Source organism: Pseudomonas sp. EA_65y_Pfl1_P113, from assembly GCF_963970525.1.
Taxonomy (GTDB): domain Bacteria; phylum Pseudomonadota; class Gammaproteobacteria; order Pseudomonadales; family Pseudomonadaceae; genus Aquipseudomonas; species Aquipseudomonas tritici.
The window spans coordinates 146,681-164,799 of the sequence record NZ_CAXAQM010000010.1 but is presented as its reverse complement, the minus strand read 5'-3'; the positions used below and the strand labels follow the sequence as shown (position 1 = coordinate 164,799).

Below are 18,119 nucleotides of genomic sequence, written 5' to 3'. Positions count from 1 at the left end.
AAATGTGGGAGCGGGCTTGCCCGCTCCCACATTTAGATTTTTGTCAGCTTTAAGGCAAGTGCCTTGGCTTGAATCGCCACATCCGTTACCGCCGTACTTTCCCACCACATTCCCCGCAACGGCGGCCCCATGGCAAACAACCGCGCGCTGACCTGCCCCTGAGCATCCACCACCGCCCCCGAAGCATCCGCGGCGATCCCCAACGCCAACGGCCCAGGCTGAATCAACCCACGCTTGAGCAACTGCTGCGGCAACGGCCGGGCCACGCGGCGCCAGTCGTATTCGATGCCGCTGGAGTTGATCAACGCCGCCCCTGAAACCTGAGTGACCGCTTGCTCGCCGCGGTAACGCAAACGGATGGTCACCCCTTCAACCGAAGGTTCCAGCCCTTTGTAAGACGCCGCCCTAATCCGCAACCGCCCCTCTTCCTGCAACCGTGCCACCCGCTGCGCGCTCAACGGCGGCGAGCGGTGATGATGGCTTTCCCACCACGGCCTTACATGACGCACAAACTGACGTTTTTCACGCTCGCTGGCCTGGCTCCACAGGCGACCGATGTGCGCGCGCACCGTGTCCAGCGGCGCTTGCCAATCGATGCCCTGCGCTTGCGCAATCCGGCATTGGCGACGCACCTCACGCAGCAATTGCCAAGGAGTGCGCAGGCTGTAGTCTTCGCCGAGAAAATCCACCCAGCTCGGCGGTTGTCGGCGCACATGGGGTAGCAGGCCGTGACGCGAGAAAACTTCGATCGGCCCACAATGCCCGGCCTGTTCCAGGGACACCACGGCGTCGACCATGGTCAACCCGGAACCGATGATCAGCACCGGCGCTTGCGGGTCAATCAAGGTCATCGCCTGCACGTCCCAAGGGTCGACCGCCGCCGCGTTCAAGCCGCTGGACTTGGTCTGCGGTGTACGCGCCGCCGGGAACATGCCGGTGGCCAACACCGCAAAGCTGCCGCGCAGTTGCTGCCCGTTATCGAGGGTGAGCAGCGTCGAGGCTTCATCCACTTGCAGGTCGACCCCTTCACCGCGCACATGCTCGACGCTGGAAGCGGACTGCGCCTTGGCTTCGGCCAAGCGTTGCTGGGCATACAGACCAAAAATACCGCGCGGTGGAAACAGCTCGCTGATCGGCACAGCCTGCTGGCCTGACTCGGGCCACCCGCCCGCGCCGATGTAGTCGGTGAGCCATTGGGTCAGGTCGTCGGCATTGTCCGGGTCGACGCTCATACGCGCCGCGTTGCCGTTCAGGGTGTGGCCCAGCTCGACGGCGCTGTAGGCTTCGCCGCGGCCGAGTTCAGCGCGCGGCTCGATCACCAGAATCTGCCGCTTGCCCGGCAAGCGCAGCAGTTGCACGGCCAGCATCGTGCCGCTCAGGCCGCCGCCGATGATCAGCACATCAGCGTTGCGGATGGATTCAGTCATGCGGAGTCGCCCTTACTGTTTGCCCAGATAAATATCATGCAGGTCGCCCCGCGCCAGCAGTTCAGCGGCGCTGCCACTCAGGGCTACACGCCCAGTATCCAGCACGTAGCCGCGGGACGCATAGTTCAGCGCGACGTTGATGTTCTGTTCGGCGATCAAAAAGCTCACCTGCTGCTCACGGTTGAGTTGCGCGATGCTCTCGAAAATCTCCTGCACGATCATAGGCGCCAAACCCATGGACGGTTCGTCGAGCAGTACCAAAGTAGGACGCGTCATCAGCGCCCGGCCGATGGCGACCATCTGTTGCTCGCCGCCCGACGTCAGCCCGGTGCAGGTGAGTGTCGGCACGCTCCATCAACCCTGGCGGCAGGACTTTGCCGAAGTAATCCTCGGTCGCGGTTTGCAGCACGATGTCCACTACGCCCAAGTGGTTCTGCGGGATCTGGCCCAGTGAAGGGTGCGCGGCGGAAATCAGTTTGATCACCTCGTCCACGGTCACATAGGACACCTCGGCGCGGCCAGGCGCCTGGCAACCTCGATGGCTTCCGCGTCCGAGCGGATGATATGGGCAGGGTGTTGAGGGTGGGCAGACATGGGCCGACTCCAGGCTCCGTTGGGATGCTGGAGTGATCGCAGGAGTCGTGCCTAAAATTAATCTTCAGTTAAATCAGCCAGTTGCTGGCGCCATAACGCGAAAGTTCGTGCTTCAAACCAACAAAGTGTCCATCCACTGTTGCCGGGCAAACAGTTAGATGACCACGTTGCGCACAAAGCGCACCGCCATGTCCCCATCATTGCGATAGGCGTGGGCCTGGCGGCTGGCGAACATATAGAACTCACCGCCGGCAACGTGTTTTTCATCGTCATCCAGGATCAGCGTCAGGCTGCCTTCGAAGACAAACAGCTGCACGCTCCAGCCTTCCGGGTCTGGCTCGGGGGCGTAGCGATCGCCCGGCTCCAGGCGCATCTCCCACAATTCCACTTCGCGTCGGGCGGTTGCCTTGGCCAGCAACACGGCCTTGCTGCCGGGAATTTCACCGGCCCAAGCCAGCTCATTGATGCGGCTGTGGTCACGCACATCCGGCGCCTGGATCAGGTCGCTGAACGCCACCTCCAACGCTTCGGCCACGCGGTCGAGGGTGGACAGGCTGACATTCTTCTCGCCCGCCTCAATCGCCACCAGCATGCGCCGGCTGACCCCGGACTTTTCCGAGAGCGCGGTCTGGCTGAGGTCGGCGGCATGGCGCAGGCGACGAACATTCTGGCTGACGTGCTGCAGGACCGAGGCCCGTTGCGGATTTTCTTTGTGCACTATATTGCTCAATGGGTGGGTGTGCGCAGTATACTGCCCAGCGTGCGGCGCATTGTGCGGTCCGTGCCTTTCCCTTGCAAGACCGAGCCGCCATGACCACCCCGAACTCCCCTTCGCGTTTCAACCGTTTCAGCAAAGCCGAATGCATCCTAGTGGTGATCACCATGATATGGGGCGGCACCTTTTTGCTGGTGCAGCACGCGATGACCGTCAGCGGGCCAATGTTTTTCGTCGGCCTGCGTTTTGCTGCTGCGGCCATTGTGGTTGGCTGCTTTTCCTTGCGCACCCTGCGTGACTTGACCTTGTTCGAATTGAAGGCCGGTGTGTTTATCGGTGTAGCGATCATGTTTGGCTACGGCCTGCAGACCATCGGTTTGCAGACCATCCTGAGCAGCCAGTCGGCGTTTATCACCGCGCTCTATGTGCCATTCGTGCCACTGCTGCAATGGCTGGTGCTGGGCCGTCGTCCGGGGTTGATGCCGAGCATTGGCATCATGCTGGCGTTTGCCGGCTTGATGCTGCTGACGGGGCCGGCGGGGGCGTCGTTGAATTTCAGTCCCGGTGAAATCGCTACGCTGATCGGCGCCATCGCCATTGCGGCGGAAATCATCCTGATCAGTGCATTCGCGGGGCAAGTGGATGTGCGCCGGGTGACGGTTGTGCAACTGGCCACCGCTTCGCTGTTGTCGTTCCTGATAGTTGTGCCGATGGGCGAAGCGCTGCCGGGGTTTTCGTGGCTGCTGCTGTTCAGCGCAGTGGGCCTGGGCTTGACCAGCGCGGTGATCCAGGTGGCGATGAACTGGGCGCAGCAGAGTGTTTCGCCGACGCGGGCGACGTTGATTTATGCCGGTGAGCCGGTGTGGGCGGGCGTGGTGGGGCGGATTGCCGGCGAACGCTTCCCGCCGATTGCGATGCTGGGAGCGGTGTTGATTGTGGTGGCGGTGATTGTGAGTGAGATGAAGAGGAGCAACTCGAAAGCTGTTGAGGCTAAGGCCGATGTTGAGCCGGAAAGTCAGGGTTGATGCTATGCGCTGCAAGCGGAAACACGCTCGGGCCCGGCTATCCTCTTGTAGACTGCCACTTGTAGCTGCCTTCGACTGCTTCTGTAGGATCCTTACACATCTTGCCGTTTGGTGATCGCGAAAGCGGCACGTATGATGCATCCCAAACTCCCGCAGATTAGAAGCCTATGTCCCTGATAGTTCTACTGCTTCTGCCTTTTATTGGCAGCTGTCTGGCGGCCTTGCTGCCGCACAATGCACGTAACACCGAATCCCTGCTGGCAGGCCTTGTGGCGCTGGTTGGCACCCTTCAAGTCGCCCTGCTCTACCCCCAGATCGCCCACGGTGGCGTGATCCGCGAAGAATTCATGTGGTTACCCAGCCTTGGGCTGAACTTCGTGCTGCGCATGGATGGGTTTGCCTGGCTGTTCTCAATGCTGGTGCTCGGCATCGGTTCGCTGGTTGCGCTGTATGCACGTTACTACATGTCGCCGGACGATCCGGTGCCGCGCTTTTTCGCGTTTTTCCTGGCATTCATGGGCGCCATGCTCGGGCTGGTGATTTCCGGCAACCTGATCCAAATCGTGTTTTTCTGGGAACTGACCAGCCTGTTCTCGTTCCTGCTGATCGGCTATTGGCACCACCGCGCCGATGCCAGGCGCGGCGCGTATATGGCGCTGATGGTCACCGGTGCCGGCGGCTTGTGCCTGCTGGCGGGCGTGATATTGCTGGGGCATATTGTCGGCAGCTATGACCTGGACCTGGTATTGGCGGCGGGCGATCAGATTCGCGCGCATTCGCTGTACCCGGCCATGCTGGTCTTGGTGTTGATCGGTGCCCTGAGCAAAAGCGCGCAGTTCCCGTTCCACTTCTGGCTACCCCACGCGATGGCAGCCCCAACGCCGGTGTCGGCGTATCTGCATTCGGCGACAATGGTGAAAGCCGGCGTGTTCCTGCTGGCCCGCTTGTGGCCGTCGCTGTCCGGCAGCGAAGAATGGTTCTATATCGTCGGCGGTGCCGGCGCCCTCACCCTCCTCATCGGCGCTTACTGCGCCATGTTCCAGAATGACCTCAAGGGCCTGCTGGCCTACTCCACCATCAGCCACCTCGGGCTGATCACCTTATTGCTGGGCCTTAACAGCCCGCTGGCCGCCGTTGCCGCGGTGTTCCATATTCTCAATCACGCGACCTTCAAGGCCTCGCTGTTCATGGCGGCGGGCATCATCGACCACGAAAGCGGCACGCGGGATATCCGCAGGCTCAGCGGCCTGGTGCGGCTGATCCCGTTTACCGCGACCCTGGCAATGGTAGCCAGTGCATCCATGGCCGGTGTGCCGTTGCTCAATGGTTTCCTGTCCAAAGAAATGTTCTTCGCCGAAACCGTATTCGTGTCATCGACCGCCTGGGTGGAAATCGCCCTGCCGATGATCGCGACCATCGCCGGCACCTTCAGCGTGGCCTATGCGCTGCGCTTCACGGTCGATGTGTTCTTCGGCCCGCCCGCAACTGACCTGCCCCACACGCCTCACGAACCGCCGCGCTGGATGCGCGCGCCAGTTGAGTTGCTGGTCTTCACTTGCCTGTTGGTGGGGATTTTCCCGGCCCAGGTGGTCGGTTCGATCCTCGCAGCCGCCGCGCTGCCGGTTGTCGGCGGTGAGTTGCCCGAATACAGCCTGGCGATCTGGCACGGCTGGAATGCGCCGATGATCATGAGCCTGGTCGCCATGTCCGGCGGCGTGGTGCTGTACCTGCTGCTGCGCAAGCAACTCAAGCGTGGCCGCTTCAAGTACCCGCCGGTGATCAGCTACTTCAACGGCAAGCGCATGTTCGAGCGCTGCCTGGTGGTGATGATGCGCGGCGTGCGCAAGATCGAAAAACGCATCAGCACCAAGCGCCTGCAAACCCAGCTGTTTCTTCTGGTGCTGGTGGCGGTCATCGGCGGCATGATCCCAATGATCAACAGTGGCCTCAGTTGGGGCGACCGGCCGAGAATCCCGGGCTCCATCGTGTTTGTCACTCTCTGGCTGCTGGCGATCGCCTGCGCCCTCGGTGCCGCCTGGCAAGCCAAGTATCACAGGCTGGCGGCCCTGACCATGGTCAGCGTGTGCGGCCTGATGACCTGCGTCACCTTTGTGTGGTTCTCGGCGCCGGACCTGGCGTTGACCCAACTGGTGGTCGAAGTGGTCACCACGGTGCTGATCCTGCTGGGGCTGCGCTGGTTGCCGCGGCGGATCGAAGAAGTGTCGCCACTGCCCAGCTCGCTGCGCAAGGCACGCATCCGTCGTCTGCGCGACTTCCTGTTGTCGACCGTGGTGGGTGGCGGCATGGCGCTGCTGTCCTACGCGATGCTGACCCGCCAGACGCCCAACGATATCTCCTCGTTCTACCTCAGCCGCGCACTGCCCGAAGGCGGCGGCAGCAATGTGGTGAACGTGATGCTGGTGGATTTCCGCGGCTTCGACACCCTCGGCGAAATCACCGTACTCGGCGCCGTGGCGCTGACGGTTTACGCCCTGTTGCGCCGCTTCCGCCCGTCGAAAGAAAGCATGCAACTGCCCGCACAACAGCGCCAACTGGCGCCGGACGTGGCCACCGACCTGGTCAACCCGCGCCAGGCCAGCGATACCGCCCTGGGCTTTATGATGGTGCCCGCGGTGCTGGTGCGCCTGCTGCTGCCGATTGCGCTGGTGGTGTCGTTCTACCTGTTTATGCGCGGCCACAATCAACCGGGCGGCGGGTTTGTCGCAGGCCTGGTGATGTCGGTGGCGTTTATCCTGCAATACATGGTGGCCGGCACCCGGTGGGTCGAGGCACAGATGAGCCTGCGGCCGATGCGCTGGATGGGCTTCGGGCTGTTCTCGGCGACCCTCACCGGGCTCGGCGCACTCTTTGCCGGGTACCCGTTCCTGACCACCCATACCTGGCATTTCAACTTACCGCTGCTGGGCGATATCCACATCGCCAGCGCGCTGTTCTTCGACGTCGGCGTGTACGCCATGGTCGTCGGTTCGACGCTGCTGATGCTCACTGCCCTCGGTCACCAGTCGGTGCGAGCGCATAAACCGAGCAACCAGGCCAAAGTCGTTGCTGCAACAGAAGGAGCCGCCTGATGGAAGAAGTCATCGCAATTGCCATTGGAGTCCTGGCCGCCTCCGGCGTCTGGCTGATCCTGCGGCCACGGACGTTCCAGGTGGTGATGGGCCTGTGCCTGCTGTCGTATGGGGTCAACCTGTTCATCTTCAGCATGGGCAGCCTGTTTATCGGCAAGGAGCCGATCATCAAGGACGGCGTGCCGCAGGACCTGCTCCACTACACTGACCCGCTGCCACAGGCGCTGGTGCTCACGGCGATCGTGATCAGCTTCGCCATGACCGCGCTGTTTCTGGTGGTGTTGCTGGCCTCGCGCGGCCTGACCGGTACTGACCATGTTGATGGCCGGGAGCCCAAGGAATGAATTGGGTCAACCAACTGATCGTTGCACCGATCCTGCTGCCATTGCTCACCGCCGCGCTGATGCTGATGCTGGGCGAAAAACGTCGCCCGCTGAAGGCGCAGATCAACTTGGTCTCGAGCATGCTTGGCCTGGGCGTGGCCATTGTGCTGCTGTATTGGACGCAAAAAGGCGGCCCCGGCTCGATCGGGGTGTACCTGCCGGGCAACTGGCAAGCGCCGTTTGGCATCGTGCTGGTGGTGGACCCGTTGTCAGCGCTGATGCTGGTGCTCACCGGGATCATCGGCGTGAGCGCGCTGCTGTTCGCCATGGCCCGCTGGGATCGTGCAGGCACCAGTTTCCATGCGCTGTTCCAGATCCAGATGATGGGCTTGTATGGCGCGTTTCTCACCGCAGACCTGTTCAATCTGTTCGTGTTTTTCGAGGTGCTGCTGGCGGCGTCCTATGGCTTGATGCTGCACGGTTCCGGCCGTGCGCGGGTGTCGTCGGGGCTGCATTACGTCGCGATCAACCTGCTGGCGTCGTCACTGTTCCTGATTGGCGCGGCGATGATCTATGGCGTGACCGGCACCCTGAATTTTGCTGACCTGGCGTTGAAAATCCCGCTGGTGCCGGAAGCCGATCGCGGCCTGCTGCATGCCGGTGCGGCGATCCTCGCCACCGCGTTCCTGGCCAAGGCCGGCATGTGGCCGCTGAACTTCTGGCTGGCCCCAGCCTATTCCTCGGCCAGTGCGCCGGTGGCGGCGATGTTTGCGATCATGACCAAGGTCGGCGTGTACACCGTGCTGCGCCTGTGGACCCTGCTGTTCTCCGGCCAGGCCGGTGCGTCGGCGCTGTTTGGCGGCGACTGGCTGGTGTATGGCGGCATGGCAACGATTATCTGCGCGGCGTTGGCCATGTTGGCGGCGCAGCGCCTGGAACGCATGGCCAGCCTGAGCATTCTAGTGTCAGCCGGGATTCTGCTGTCGGCGGTGGGCTTCGCCCAGCCGAGCCTGACTGCTGGGGCGCTGTTCTACCTGGTCAGCTCCACACTGGCGTTGAGCGCGTTGTTCTTGCTGGCTGAATTGATCGAGCGGTCACGTTCGGCCAACGATCTGCCGCTGGATGAGGAAATCGATGCGTTGCCCAAGGCCATGGAATCCCTGCATCCACGGCCCGGCGTCAACCTTGATGACGAACAGAAGGCTGTGGTTGGCCAGGTGATTCCGTGGACCATGGCGTTCCTCGGCTTGAGCTTTGTCGCCTGTGCGCTGTTGATTATCGGTATGCCGCCGCTGTCCGGGTTTATTGGCAAACTCAGTTTGTTGAGTGCGCTGGTCAATCCGCTGGGCTTGGGCAACGCGGTGGATGCGCCGATTCGTCCAGCTGCCTGGGGCTTGGTGGCGCTGTTGATCCTCTCGGGCCTGGCCTCGCTGATCGCCTTCGCCCGCCTCGGCATCCAGCGTTTCTGGACCCCGGAAGAGCGCCCTTCGCCGCTGCTGCGTCGCTACGAGTGCCTGCCGATCTTCTTCCTGCTCGGCTTGAGCATCCTGCTCACCTTCAAGGCCGAACCGCTGATGCGCTACACCCAGGCGACCGCCGAAAGCCTGAACAACCCGGAACACTATGTGATGGCGGTGATGGCGACGCGCCCGACTCCAAGCCCTGAAGCCAAGGCCGCAGCCGTGGAGGTGCAACCATGAAGCGCCTGTTCCCCGCCCCGTGGTTGTCCCTGGCGTTGTGGGTGTTGTGGCTGGTGCTGAACCTGTCGGTGAGCCCCGGCAACCTGTTGCTGGGCGCGCTGCTGGGCTTTCTCGCACCGCTGCTGATGGCGCCGCTGCGCCCGCTGCCGATCCGCATCCGCCGCCCCGGCGTGATCATTCGCCTGTTCTTCGTGGTGGGCCGTGACGTCATCGCCTCCAACCTGCAAGTGGCCTGGGGCGTGCTGGTGTGCGGCTCGCGCCCGCCGCGCTCGCGCTTTATCAAGATACCCCTGGACCTGCGCGACGCCAATGGCCTGGCCGTCTTGTCGATGATCACCAGCGTCACGCCCGGTACCGTCTGGTCGGAACTGGCGCTGGACCGCAGTATTTTGCTGATCCACGTGTTCGACCTGAATGACGAAGCGCACTTTATCCAGCACTTCAAACACGCCTACGAACGGCCCCTGATGGAGATCTTCGAATGAGCGACCTGCTCTCCAATGCGATCCTGTTCAGCCTGTTCCTGTTTTCCCTGGCAATGGTGCTGACGCTGTTACGCCTGTTCAAAGGCCCGTCGGCCCAGGACCGGGTCCTGGCGCTGGACTATTTGTACATCCTGGCGATGCTGATGATGCTGGTGCTGGGCATTCGTTATGCGAGTGACACTTACTTTGAAGCGGCGCTGCTGATTGCGCTGTTTGGCTTCGTGGGCTCATTTGCCTTGGCGAAATTCCTGCTGCGTGGGGAGGTGATTGAATGATGCCATTATGGGTGGAAGTGATCGTGGCGGTGCTGCTGGTAGTGAGCAGTGTGTTTGCGTTGATTGGCGCGATTGGCTTGCTGCGGATGAAGGACTTTTTTCAGCGCATGCACCCGCCGGCACTGGCCTCGACCTTGGGCGCATGGTGCGTGGCGCTGGCGTCGATCATCTACTTTTCGGTGCTCAAGTCCGGGCCGGTGTTGCACGGGTGGTTGATACCGATTTTGTTGGCCATCACGATGCCGGTGACCACGTTGTTGCTGGCCCGCACCGCGTTGTTTCGAAAGCGCATGGCGAGGGATGATGTACCGGCCGAAGTCAGCAGTCGACGCTGATCCCTATAGAGAACACGGCCCCCTCCCACATTTGGCTGGGCGCCAGGCAAAAGATCTGATGTGCGCCGCCAATTCCGCCAAACCGGCATCATCGGCCCGCACATGATCATGGGACGAGATATAACCTTCATAAGCCTCAAAGAACTTGTCCACCTTCGAACTCAGCGGCTTGAAGGTACTGTCGCCGCCGGTCCCATGCACGGGAAACAACTTCGCATGCAGGTGATCCACTCCATACCCTTCGAGTATCATGCCGGTGCGCGCCACATCGGGAAACGCCCGATCAATCTGTAGCGCGGTCTTCTTCGCCGCCACCGCAAGCGCGGCCAGCACCTCATCCGACTGCGCAAACGCATAGCTGCCGTAGTGCTGCTTAGGGATTACCACGCTGAACCCCGGGGTGTTGGGGAAGATCGACAGGAAAGCAATATGCCGGTCGTCCTCCCAGAGAATGTGGGCTGGGGAGGTTTTGCGGACCATATTGCAGAAAATACAATCCATTTGAATTACCACCAGTTTCGTCTTGGGTTTGGTCGTGGCAATCATCTAAAGCTAGGATGGAATGAGCGTCAAACCCTCCCAGTCAAACGGGACTTGAACAGGTGGTGGAAACGTGAATGGCGCACTGCTATTTCGCTTTAAAAAAGCCCCGAACCAGTCGGGGCGTTTTTTATTCAGCGTACAGCAACCAACTGTCAGTCAGCCAACCGCCACGTCGTCCCACCCTTCCCGTCTTCCAACACCACACCCATCGCGGTCAGTTGGTCACGAATCCGGTCGGATTGCGCCCAGTCTTTGTTGGTACGCGCAGCCAGACGCGCCTGAATCAGCGCATCAACTTCAGCCGCATCCACACGCCCTTCGGCGCCAGCTTGCAGGAAGTCATCGGCTTCCATCTGCAACACACCCAGCACGCTCGCCAGTTCTTTCAAACGAGCGGCAAGGCCCGCCGCCGCATCAAGATCACTCTCGCGCAGGCGGTTGATCTCGCGCACCATCTCGAACAGTACCGCGCAGGCTTCCGGTGTGCCGAAGTCGTCGTTCATGACCTCGGTAAACCGTGCCACGAACGCTTCGCCGCCGGCAGGCGCCACGGATGGCAAGCCTTTCAACGCATGGTAGAAGCGCTCCAGGGCGCCTTTGGCGTCCTTGAGGTTGTCTTCCGAGTAGTTGATGGCGCTGCGGTAATGGCTCGACACCAGCAGGTAACGCACGACTTCCGGAGGGTATTTTTCCAGCACGTCGCGAATGGTGAAGAAGTTGTTCAAGGACTTGGACATCTTCTCGCCATTGATGCGGATCATGCCGCAGTGCATCCAGGCGTTGGCGTAGGTTTTGCCAGTAGCCGCTTCGCTTTGGGCGATTTCGTTTTCGTGGTGCGGGAACTCAAGGTCGCTGCCGCCGCCATGAATGTCGAAGGTCTCACCCAGGCAGCAGGTGGACATCACCGAGCATTCGATGTGCCAGCCCGGACGGCCCGCACCCCATGGCGATTCCCAGCTTGGCTCGCCCGGCTTGGTAGCTTTCCACAGCACGAAGTCGAGCGGATCTTGCTTGGCTTCATCGACTTCGATGCGTGCGCCGATGCGCAGGTCTTCGATTTTCTTGCGCGACAGCTTGCCGTAGCCCATGAACTTGGCGACGCGGTAGTACACGTCGCCATTGCCTGGGGCGTAGGCGTAACCCTTGTCGATCAGGGTCTGGATCATCGCATGCATGCCAGGGATGTGGTCCGTGGCGCGCGGCTCCATGTCCGGTTTGAGGATGTTCAGGCGCGCCTCATCCTCGTGCATGGCGGCGATCATGCGCTCGGTCAGCGCGTCGAACGACTCGCCGTTTTCATTGGCGCGGTTGATGATCTTATCGTCGATGTCGGTGATGTTGCGCACGTACGTCAAGTCATAGCCGCTGAAGCGCAACCAGCGGGTCACCAGGTCGAAGGCAACCATGCTGCGGCCGTGGCCGATGTGGCAGTAGTCGTACACGGTCATGCCGCACACGTACATGCGCACCTTGTTGCCTTCCAGCGGTTTGAAGACTTCTTTGGTCTTGCTGAGTGTGTTGTAGATCGTTAGCACGACAAATCCTTCTTTCTACGCAAAGCCGCCAAAGGCGTCACTGGCCCCACGAATCACGCAAGGTCACGGTACGGTTGAATACCGGCTGACCGGGTTTCGAGTCCTTGATATCCGCGCAGAAGTAACCTTCGCGCTCGAACTGGAAACGGTCTTCCGGCTGTGCGTCGGCCAACGAGGGCTCGGCACGACAGCCCGTGAGTACTTGCAGGGAGTCAGGGTTGATGTTGTCGAGGAAACTCGCGCTGTCTTCGGCCTTTTCAGGGTTCGGCGAGCGGAACAGACGATCGTACAGGCGCACTTCGCACTCGATGCTGGCAGCCGCCGGCACCCAGTGGACCACGCCCTTGACCTTGCGGCCTTCAGGGTTCTTGCCGAGGGTTTCCGGGTCGTACGAGCAACGCAGTTCGACGATGTTGCCATCGGCGTCCTTGATCGCTTCATCGGCACGGATCACGTAGCTGCCACGCAGGCGCACTTCGCCGTTTGGCTCCAGGCGTTTGTAGCCTTTTGGCGGTTCTTCCATGAAGTCATCGCGGTCGATGTAGATTTCACGGGCGAACGGCAGCTTGCGCACGCCGAGTTCTTCTTTTTGCGGATGACGCGGCAGTTCGAGGTGCTCGACTTTGTCTTCCGGGTAGTTGGTGATCACAATTTTCAACGGACGCAGCACGCACATGGCGCGCGGGGCGTTCGCGTCGAGGTCCTGGCGGATGCTGAATTCGAGCATGCCGAAGTCAACCACGCCGTCGGAACGGTTGGTGCCGACCATGTCGCAAAAGTTGCGGATCGACGCAGGCGTGTAGCCACGACGGCGGAAGCCCGACAGCGTCGACATGCGCGGGTCATCCCAGCCATGCACGTGCTTTTCATCGACCAGTTGCTTGAGCTTACGCTTGCTGGTGATGGTGTAGTTCAGGTTCAAGCGGCTGAATTCGTACTGACGCGGGTGCGCCGGTACCGGCAGGCTGTCGAGGAACCACTCATACAACGGGCGATGGCTTTCGAACTCCAGGGTGCAGATGGAGTGGGTGATGCCTTCAATGGCGTCGGACTGACCGTGGGTAAAGTCGTAGTTGGGGTAGATGCACCACTTGTCACCGGTCTGATGGTGATGGGCGTGGCGGATGCGGTACATGATCGGGTCGCGCAGGTTCATGTTCGGCGAGGCCATGTCGATCTTGGCACGCAGTACGCGGGCGCCGTCCGGGAACTCACCCGCGCGCATGCGGGCGAACAGGTCCAGGTTCTCTTCCACCGAACGGTCGCGGAACGGGCTGTTCTTGCCCGGTTCGGTCAGGGTGCCACGGTATTCCTTGGCTTGCTCCGGGGTCAGGTCGTCGACATAGGCCTTGCCGGCCTTGATCAGCTCGACCGCCCAGTCAAACAACTGGTCGAAATACTTGGACGCATAGCGCACTTCACCGGACCACTCGAAGCCCAGCCACTTGATGTCACTTTCGATGGCGTCGATGTATTCCTGGTCTTCCTTGGCCGGGTTGGTATCGTCGAAACGCAGGTGCGTGACGCCGCCGAATTCCTGGGCCAGGCCGAAGTTCACACAGATCGACTTGGCGTGACCGATGTGCAGGTAGCCGTTGGGCTCTGGCGGGAAGCGGGTGACAATCTGCGTGTGCTTGCCCGAATCCAGGTCCGCCTGGATGATCGGGCGCAGGAAATTGACCGGGACGGCAGGTCCGGCCTTGGCATTCGAGGTAGGGTCGACAGTGGGCTTGCTCATAGGATCCTTGAACAGACAAGTACGTGGCCGGGCTAGGCCGACAAAACAAAGGCGATATCATAGCCGATGCTGTCAAGCACCTGACAGAGAAGCACTGAAAACGGCTGCATTTATTGCATAGGCGGTAAAAAACCACCTCGAAATTCCTGCAAGGCACGCTAAACTGCGCGTCTTGGCCGCAACTTCGCCATACCGGTCGTGGTGCCCAGGCACCCAAACCCACGAATTCCCTGAAAAGAGTAGTGAACATGACTCAAGTCAAACTGACCACCAACCACGGTGACATCGTCATCGAGCTGAACGCCGAAAAAGCGCCGATCACCGTCGCCAACTTCATCGAATACGTTAACGCCGGCCACTACGAAAACACTGTTTTCCACCGCGTCATCGGCAACTTCATGGTCCAGGGCGGCGGTTTCGAACCTGGCATGAAAGAAAAGAAAGACAAGCGCCCAAGCATCCAGAACGAAGCGGACAACGGCCTTTCCAACGACAAGTACACCGTCGCCATGGCCCGTACCATGGAGCCGCATTCGGCCTCCGCGCAGTTCTTCATCAACGTGGCCGACAACGCCTTCCTCAACCACAGCGGCAAGAACGTGCAGGGCTGGGGTTACGCGGTATTCGGTAAAGTGACCGAAGGCCAGGACGTCGTTGACAAGATCAAAGGCGTGCAAACCACCGGTAAAGCCGGCCACCAGGACGTTCCGGTAGAAGACGTTATCGTCGAGAAAGCCGAGATCGTTGGGTGATATTGCTGATTTCAGATTTGCATCTGATCGATACGCGCCCGGACATCACCCGGGCGTTTCTGGATCTGCTCCATGGCCGCGCCCGTGGCGCCCAGGCGTTGTACATTCTGGGGGACTTCTTTGAAGCCTGGATTGGCGACGACGGTATGACACCGTTCCAGCGTTCGATTTGCGCGGCTCTACGCGAACTGAGCGACAGCGGCACCCCGATTTTTATCATGCATGGCAACCGCGATTTCCTGATTGGCAAGGCGTTCTGCACAGCAGCCGGCGCCACCCTGCTCAAGGACCCGAGTGTCGTGCAGCTCCGTGGCGAGCCTGTGCTGTTGATGCATGGCGATAGCCTCTGCACCCGCGACGTTGGCTATATGAAGCTGCGGCGCATCCTGCGCAACCCGATTTTGCTGTTTATCCTGCGCCACCTGCCATTGCGCACCCGGCACAAGTTGGCGCGCAAGCTGCGCAGTGAAAGCCGTGCGCAGACGCGCATGAAGGCCAACGACATTGTTGATGTGACTCCCGAAGAAGTACCACGGGTGATGCAACAATTTGGCGTGCGCACCCTGGTCCACGGCCATACGCACCGTCCCGCCGTTCACAAGTTGCAGATTGGTGAGCAGGCGGCCAAGCGTATTGTGCTGGGGGATTGGGATAAGCAAGGCTGGGCGTTGCAAGTGGATGAGCAAGGGTTTCAGTTGGCGGCGTTTGATTTTGTGAACCCGCAGTTGGCGTTGCCTGTGGGAGCCGGGCTTGCCCGCGATGCAGGCACCTCGGTGTAACAAGAGCACCGAGGTGATGCTATCGCAGGCAAGCCAGCTCCCACATGGATCGAGTACATCCCTCAGTGGCCGGAGGCCTCCGGCCCAGCCTTCGCACCAAACGGCGGCTTCGCCAACCACACCAACAACATCAACCCCATGAACATCCACCCCAACAACGTGAAGTAATCCACGGTGGACATCATGTACGCCTGGCTGGTGAGGATTTGATCCAGTTGCGCATACGCCTTGTGCCCTGCCCCACCCAGCGCCTGCAACGCGTCGCGGGTCGCCGGGTCGTAGGTGGTCATGTTTTCGCTCATGTACGCATGGTGCTGGTCCGCCCGGCGAATCCAGATCCAGGTGGTCAGCGAGGCCGCAAAGCTGCCGCCCAGGGTACGCAGGAACGTCGCCAGGCCCGCACCGTCGGCGATCTGGCTGGGCGGCAGGTCGGACATCAGGATGCTCAAGGTCGGCATGAAGAACAGCGCCACGCCGATGCCCATGAACAGCTGCACCAGGGCGATGTGCGTGAAGTCCACTTCATTGGTGAAGCCAGCACGCATAAAGCAGCTCAAGCCAATCGCCAGGAACGCCAGGCCTGCCAGCAGGCGCAGGTCGAACTTGTGCGCGTATTTGCCGACAAACGGCGACATCAGCACCGGCAGAATGCCAATCGGCGCCACCGCCAGGCCAGCCCAGGTAGCGGTGTAACCCATCTGGGTCTGCAGCCATTGCGGCAGGATCAGGTTGATACCGAAGAAGCCCGAGTAGCCCAGAATCAGCACAATGGTGCCGATACGGAAGTTACGGTAGGCAAACAGTCGCAGATTCACCACCGGGTGTTTGTCGGTCATTTCCCAGATGACGAACACCGCCAGCGCAATCACCGAAATCGCCGCGCCAATGATTATGAAGTTGGATTCGAACCAGTCCAGGTCATTGCCCTTGTCGAGAATGATCTGCAAGGCGCCGACACCGACAATCAGGCTCAGTAACCCAACGTAGTCCATCGGCTGGTAACTGGTCTCGACCGGGCGCTTCTTCAACTGCGAACGCACCACCAGCACCGCAAAGATGCCGATGGGCACGTTGATAAAGAAGATCCACGGCCAGCTGTAGCTGTCGGTGATCCAGCCGCCGAGGATGGGACCGGCGATCGGCGCCACCACTGTGACCATCGCCAATAACGCCAGGGCCATGCCGCGCCTGGCCGGCGGGTACACGGCGATCAGCAAGGTCTGGGTCATGGGGTACAGCGGCCCCGCGACCAAACCTTGCAGCACCCGAAAACCGATCAGCTCGGGCATCGAGGTGGAAATACCGCACAGGAACGAGGCCAGCACAAACAGAATGGTCGCCCACAGAAACAGCTTCACCTCGCCAAAACGGCGGCTCAGCCAACCGGTAAGTGGCAGGGCAATGGCGTTGCTCACGGCGAACGAGGTGATGACCCAGGTGCCCTGCTCCGAACTCACGCCGAGGCTGCCGGAAATAGTCGGCAACGCGACGTTGGCAATGGTGGTGTCGAGCACCTGCATAAAGGTCGCCAGCGACAGGCCAATAGTGGCCATCAACAGGCTGGGTGGCGTGAAGGAGGCGTTATTGCTCATCAGCGTTGCGCAGCCTTGGGCGCGGCGGTGCTGTTGTCATGAATCAACTGCTTGATCATGGCATCCGCCTCGGCCAATTGGCCGTCATACACATTGGTGGTGAACGACGCCTTTTGCGGCGCCTGTTGCGCCAGTACCGGGCCACTCTGGTCGTGCAGGTCCACATTGACCACGGTGCTCAAGCCCACCCGAAGCGGGTGTTTGGCCAACTCGTCGGCGTTGATGTGGATGCGCACCGGCACCCGTTGCACGATCTTGATCCAGTTACCGGTGGCGTTCTGCGCCGGCAGCAGGGCAAATGCGCTGCCGGTACCGGCGCCAAGGCTGTCCACAGTACCGCTGTACTTCACGTCACTGCCGTAAATGTCCGACTCGATGTCCACCGGCTGGCCAATACGCATATCGCGCAGCTGGGTTTCCTTGAAGTTGGCATCGATCCACAGCTGGTTGAGTGGAATCACCGCCATCAACGCCGTGCCGGGCTGTACGCGCTGGCCCAGTTGTACGGTGCGCTTGGCCACGTAGCCGGTGACCGGGGCAATCAGAGTGCTGCGTGCATTGGTCAGGTACGCCTGGCGCAGTTGCGCGGCGGCGGCCTGCACGTCCGGGTGGGACGAGATCACGGTGTCATCCACCAGCGCATTGCTGGTCTTGAGTTGCTGCTCAAGGTTGGTCAGGGCGTTTTTCGCCGCCGTCAGGCTGTCACGGGCGTGGGACAGTTCTTCCCGGGAAATCGCCCCGCCCTGGGCCAGGGTTTTACGACGGTTGTAATTGTCCTGGGCCGTTTGCACGTCGGCTTTCTGCGCATTGACTTGGGCCTTCATGCCGTCGACGTTGCTGTATAAACCACGCACCTGACGCACCGTGCGGGCCAGGTTGGCCTGGGCACTTTGCAGGCCGACGGCCGCGTCGTTCGGGTCGAAGTTGATCAGCACTTGGCCTTCATGGACCAAATCGCCATCGTCGGCGCCGATGCTCACCACGGTACCGGTGACCAGCGGGGTGATTTCCACCACGTTGCCGTTCACATAGGCGTCGTCGGTGCTTTCGTTGAAGCGACCGTAGAGCTCATACCAGCCCCACACGCCCACGACGCCAAGGATGACGATCAGCGCGAGGCCGATCAGCATCACTTTGCGTTTGCGTGGGTTGTTGTCCTTGGGTTGTTCAGTTGCGGTGTTGCTGTCGGCAGTGGCCATGACAAATACCTCA

General features: G+C 60.9%; 16 protein-coding genes and 2 pseudogenes. 9 read left to right on the top strand and 9 right to left on the bottom strand.

What is annotated here, in order from left to right; genetic code table 11:
* Nucleotides 1-32 precede the first annotated feature (32 nt).
* From AACY52_RS12315 to AACY52_RS12300, 4 genes and pseudogenes are all read right to left on the bottom strand, one after another.
* A complete protein-coding gene (locus AACY52_RS12315; RefSeq protein WP_339417911.1) occupies nucleotides 33-1,427 on the bottom strand; it encodes an FAD/NAD(P)-binding protein in 1,395 nt (464 codons plus the stop codon).
* Nucleotides 1,428-1,439: 12 nt separating this feature from the next.
* Nucleotides 1,440-1,763 (bottom strand): annotated as a pseudogene (locus AACY52_RS12310) (ATP-binding cassette domain-containing protein); the annotation flags it as partial.
* 31 nt (nucleotides 1,764-1,794) lie between these two features.
* A pseudogene (locus AACY52_RS12305) lies at nucleotides 1,795-2,021 on the bottom strand (SfnB family sulfur acquisition oxidoreductase); the annotation flags it as partial.
* 154 nt (nucleotides 2,022-2,175) lie between these two features.
* Nucleotides 2,176-2,739, bottom strand: a complete 564-nt coding sequence (locus AACY52_RS12300; protein WP_339417912.1) for an XRE family transcriptional regulator — start codon at nucleotides 2,737-2,739, stop codon at nucleotides 2,176-2,178.
* A 92-nt stretch (nucleotides 2,740-2,831) separates the two neighbouring features.
* On the opposite strand from AACY52_RS12300, the gene AACY52_RS12295 reads away from it, so the two are divergent.
* From AACY52_RS12295 to AACY52_RS12265, 7 genes are all read left to right on the top strand, one after another.
* Nucleotides 2,832-3,761, top strand: coding sequence for a DMT family transporter (locus AACY52_RS12295; protein WP_339427843.1), 930 nt, complete (start codon nucleotides 2,832-2,834; stop codon nucleotides 3,759-3,761).
* A gap of 167 nt (nucleotides 3,762-3,928) precedes the next feature.
* Nucleotides 3,929-6,850 (top strand): monovalent cation/H+ antiporter subunit A, encoded by a 2,922-nt coding sequence (locus AACY52_RS12290; protein ID WP_339427844.1) that lies wholly within the window; start codon nucleotides 3,929-3,931, stop codon nucleotides 6,848-6,850.
* Entirely contained in the window at nucleotides 6,850-7,194 is a 345-nt protein-coding gene (locus AACY52_RS12285; protein ID WP_007986256.1) for a Na+/H+ antiporter subunit C, read from the top strand. The genes AACY52_RS12290 and AACY52_RS12285 overlap by 1 nt, the downstream gene beginning before the upstream one ends.
* Nucleotides 7,191-8,873, top strand: a complete 1,683-nt coding sequence (locus AACY52_RS12280) for a monovalent cation/H+ antiporter subunit D (protein WP_339427845.1) — start codon at nucleotides 7,191-7,193, stop codon at nucleotides 8,871-8,873. Before AACY52_RS12285 ends, AACY52_RS12280 begins: the two co-directional genes overlap by 4 nt.
* Complete coding sequence (locus AACY52_RS12275; RefSeq protein ID WP_339417917.1) at nucleotides 8,870-9,358, top strand: Na+/H+ antiporter subunit E; 489 nt, start codon at nucleotides 8,870-8,872, stop codon at nucleotides 9,356-9,358. The genes AACY52_RS12280 and AACY52_RS12275 overlap by 4 nt, the downstream gene beginning before the upstream one ends.
* Nucleotides 9,355-9,633 carry a K+/H+ antiporter subunit F gene (locus tag AACY52_RS12270; RefSeq protein ID WP_053256896.1) on the top strand — a complete coding sequence of 93 codons (279 nt, stop codon included), beginning with the start codon at nucleotides 9,355-9,357 and terminating at the stop codon, nucleotides 9,631-9,633. Before AACY52_RS12275 ends, AACY52_RS12270 begins: the two co-directional genes overlap by 4 nt.
* Nucleotides 9,630-9,968: a Na+/H+ antiporter subunit G gene (locus AACY52_RS12265; protein ID WP_339417918.1), complete on the top strand. Its 339-nt coding sequence runs from the start codon at nucleotides 9,630-9,632 to the stop codon at nucleotides 9,966-9,968. Before AACY52_RS12270 ends, AACY52_RS12265 begins: the two co-directional genes overlap by 4 nt.
* 3 nt (nucleotides 9,969-9,971) lie before the next feature.
* Here the strand turns inward: AACY52_RS12265 and AACY52_RS12260 are convergent, their stop codons facing one another.
* The 3 genes from AACY52_RS12260 to AACY52_RS12250 form a co-directional block, all read right to left on the bottom strand.
* A complete protein-coding gene (locus AACY52_RS12260) occupies nucleotides 9,972-10,469 on the bottom strand; it encodes an HIT family protein (protein ID WP_339560528.1) in 498 nt (165 codons plus the stop codon).
* A 194-nt stretch (nucleotides 10,470-10,663) separates the two neighbouring features.
* Complete coding sequence (cysS, locus tag AACY52_RS12255) at nucleotides 10,664-12,046, bottom strand: cysteine--tRNA ligase (protein WP_339417924.1); 1,383 nt, start codon at nucleotides 12,044-12,046, stop codon at nucleotides 10,664-10,666.
* Between the two features lie 37 nt (nucleotides 12,047-12,083).
* Entirely contained in the window at nucleotides 12,084-13,784 is a 1,701-nt protein-coding gene (locus AACY52_RS12250) for a glutamine--tRNA ligase/YqeY domain fusion protein (RefSeq protein ID WP_339417925.1), read from the bottom strand.
* A gap of 248 nt (nucleotides 13,785-14,032) precedes the next feature.
* Between AACY52_RS12250 and AACY52_RS12245 the strand changes: the two genes are divergently transcribed.
* Both AACY52_RS12245 and lpxH read left to right on the top strand, forming a co-directional pair.
* Complete coding sequence (locus AACY52_RS12245; protein ID WP_016977438.1) at nucleotides 14,033-14,536, top strand: peptidylprolyl isomerase; 504 nt, start codon at nucleotides 14,033-14,035, stop codon at nucleotides 14,534-14,536.
* Complete coding sequence (gene lpxH, locus AACY52_RS12240) at nucleotides 14,533-15,315, top strand: UDP-2,3-diacylglucosamine diphosphatase (protein WP_339417926.1); 783 nt, start codon at nucleotides 14,533-14,535, stop codon at nucleotides 15,313-15,315. The genes AACY52_RS12245 and lpxH overlap by 4 nt, the downstream gene beginning before the upstream one ends.
* 62 nt (nucleotides 15,316-15,377) lie before the next feature.
* Here the strand turns inward: lpxH and AACY52_RS12235 are convergent, their stop codons facing one another.
* Together AACY52_RS12235 and AACY52_RS12230 are read right to left on the bottom strand one after the other, a co-directional pair.
* Nucleotides 15,378-16,907: a DHA2 family efflux MFS transporter permease subunit gene (locus AACY52_RS12235; protein ID WP_339417927.1), complete on the bottom strand. Its 1,530-nt coding sequence runs from the start codon at nucleotides 16,905-16,907 to the stop codon at nucleotides 15,378-15,380.
* The gene (locus tag AACY52_RS12230) at nucleotides 16,907-18,106 is read right to left on the bottom strand and encodes an HlyD family efflux transporter periplasmic adaptor subunit (protein WP_339437225.1); all 1,200 of its coding nucleotides are present in this window, start codon (nucleotides 18,104-18,106) and stop codon (nucleotides 16,907-16,909) included. Before AACY52_RS12230 ends, AACY52_RS12235 begins: the two co-directional genes overlap by 1 nt.
* Nucleotides 18,107-18,119: the final 13 nt, after the last annotated feature.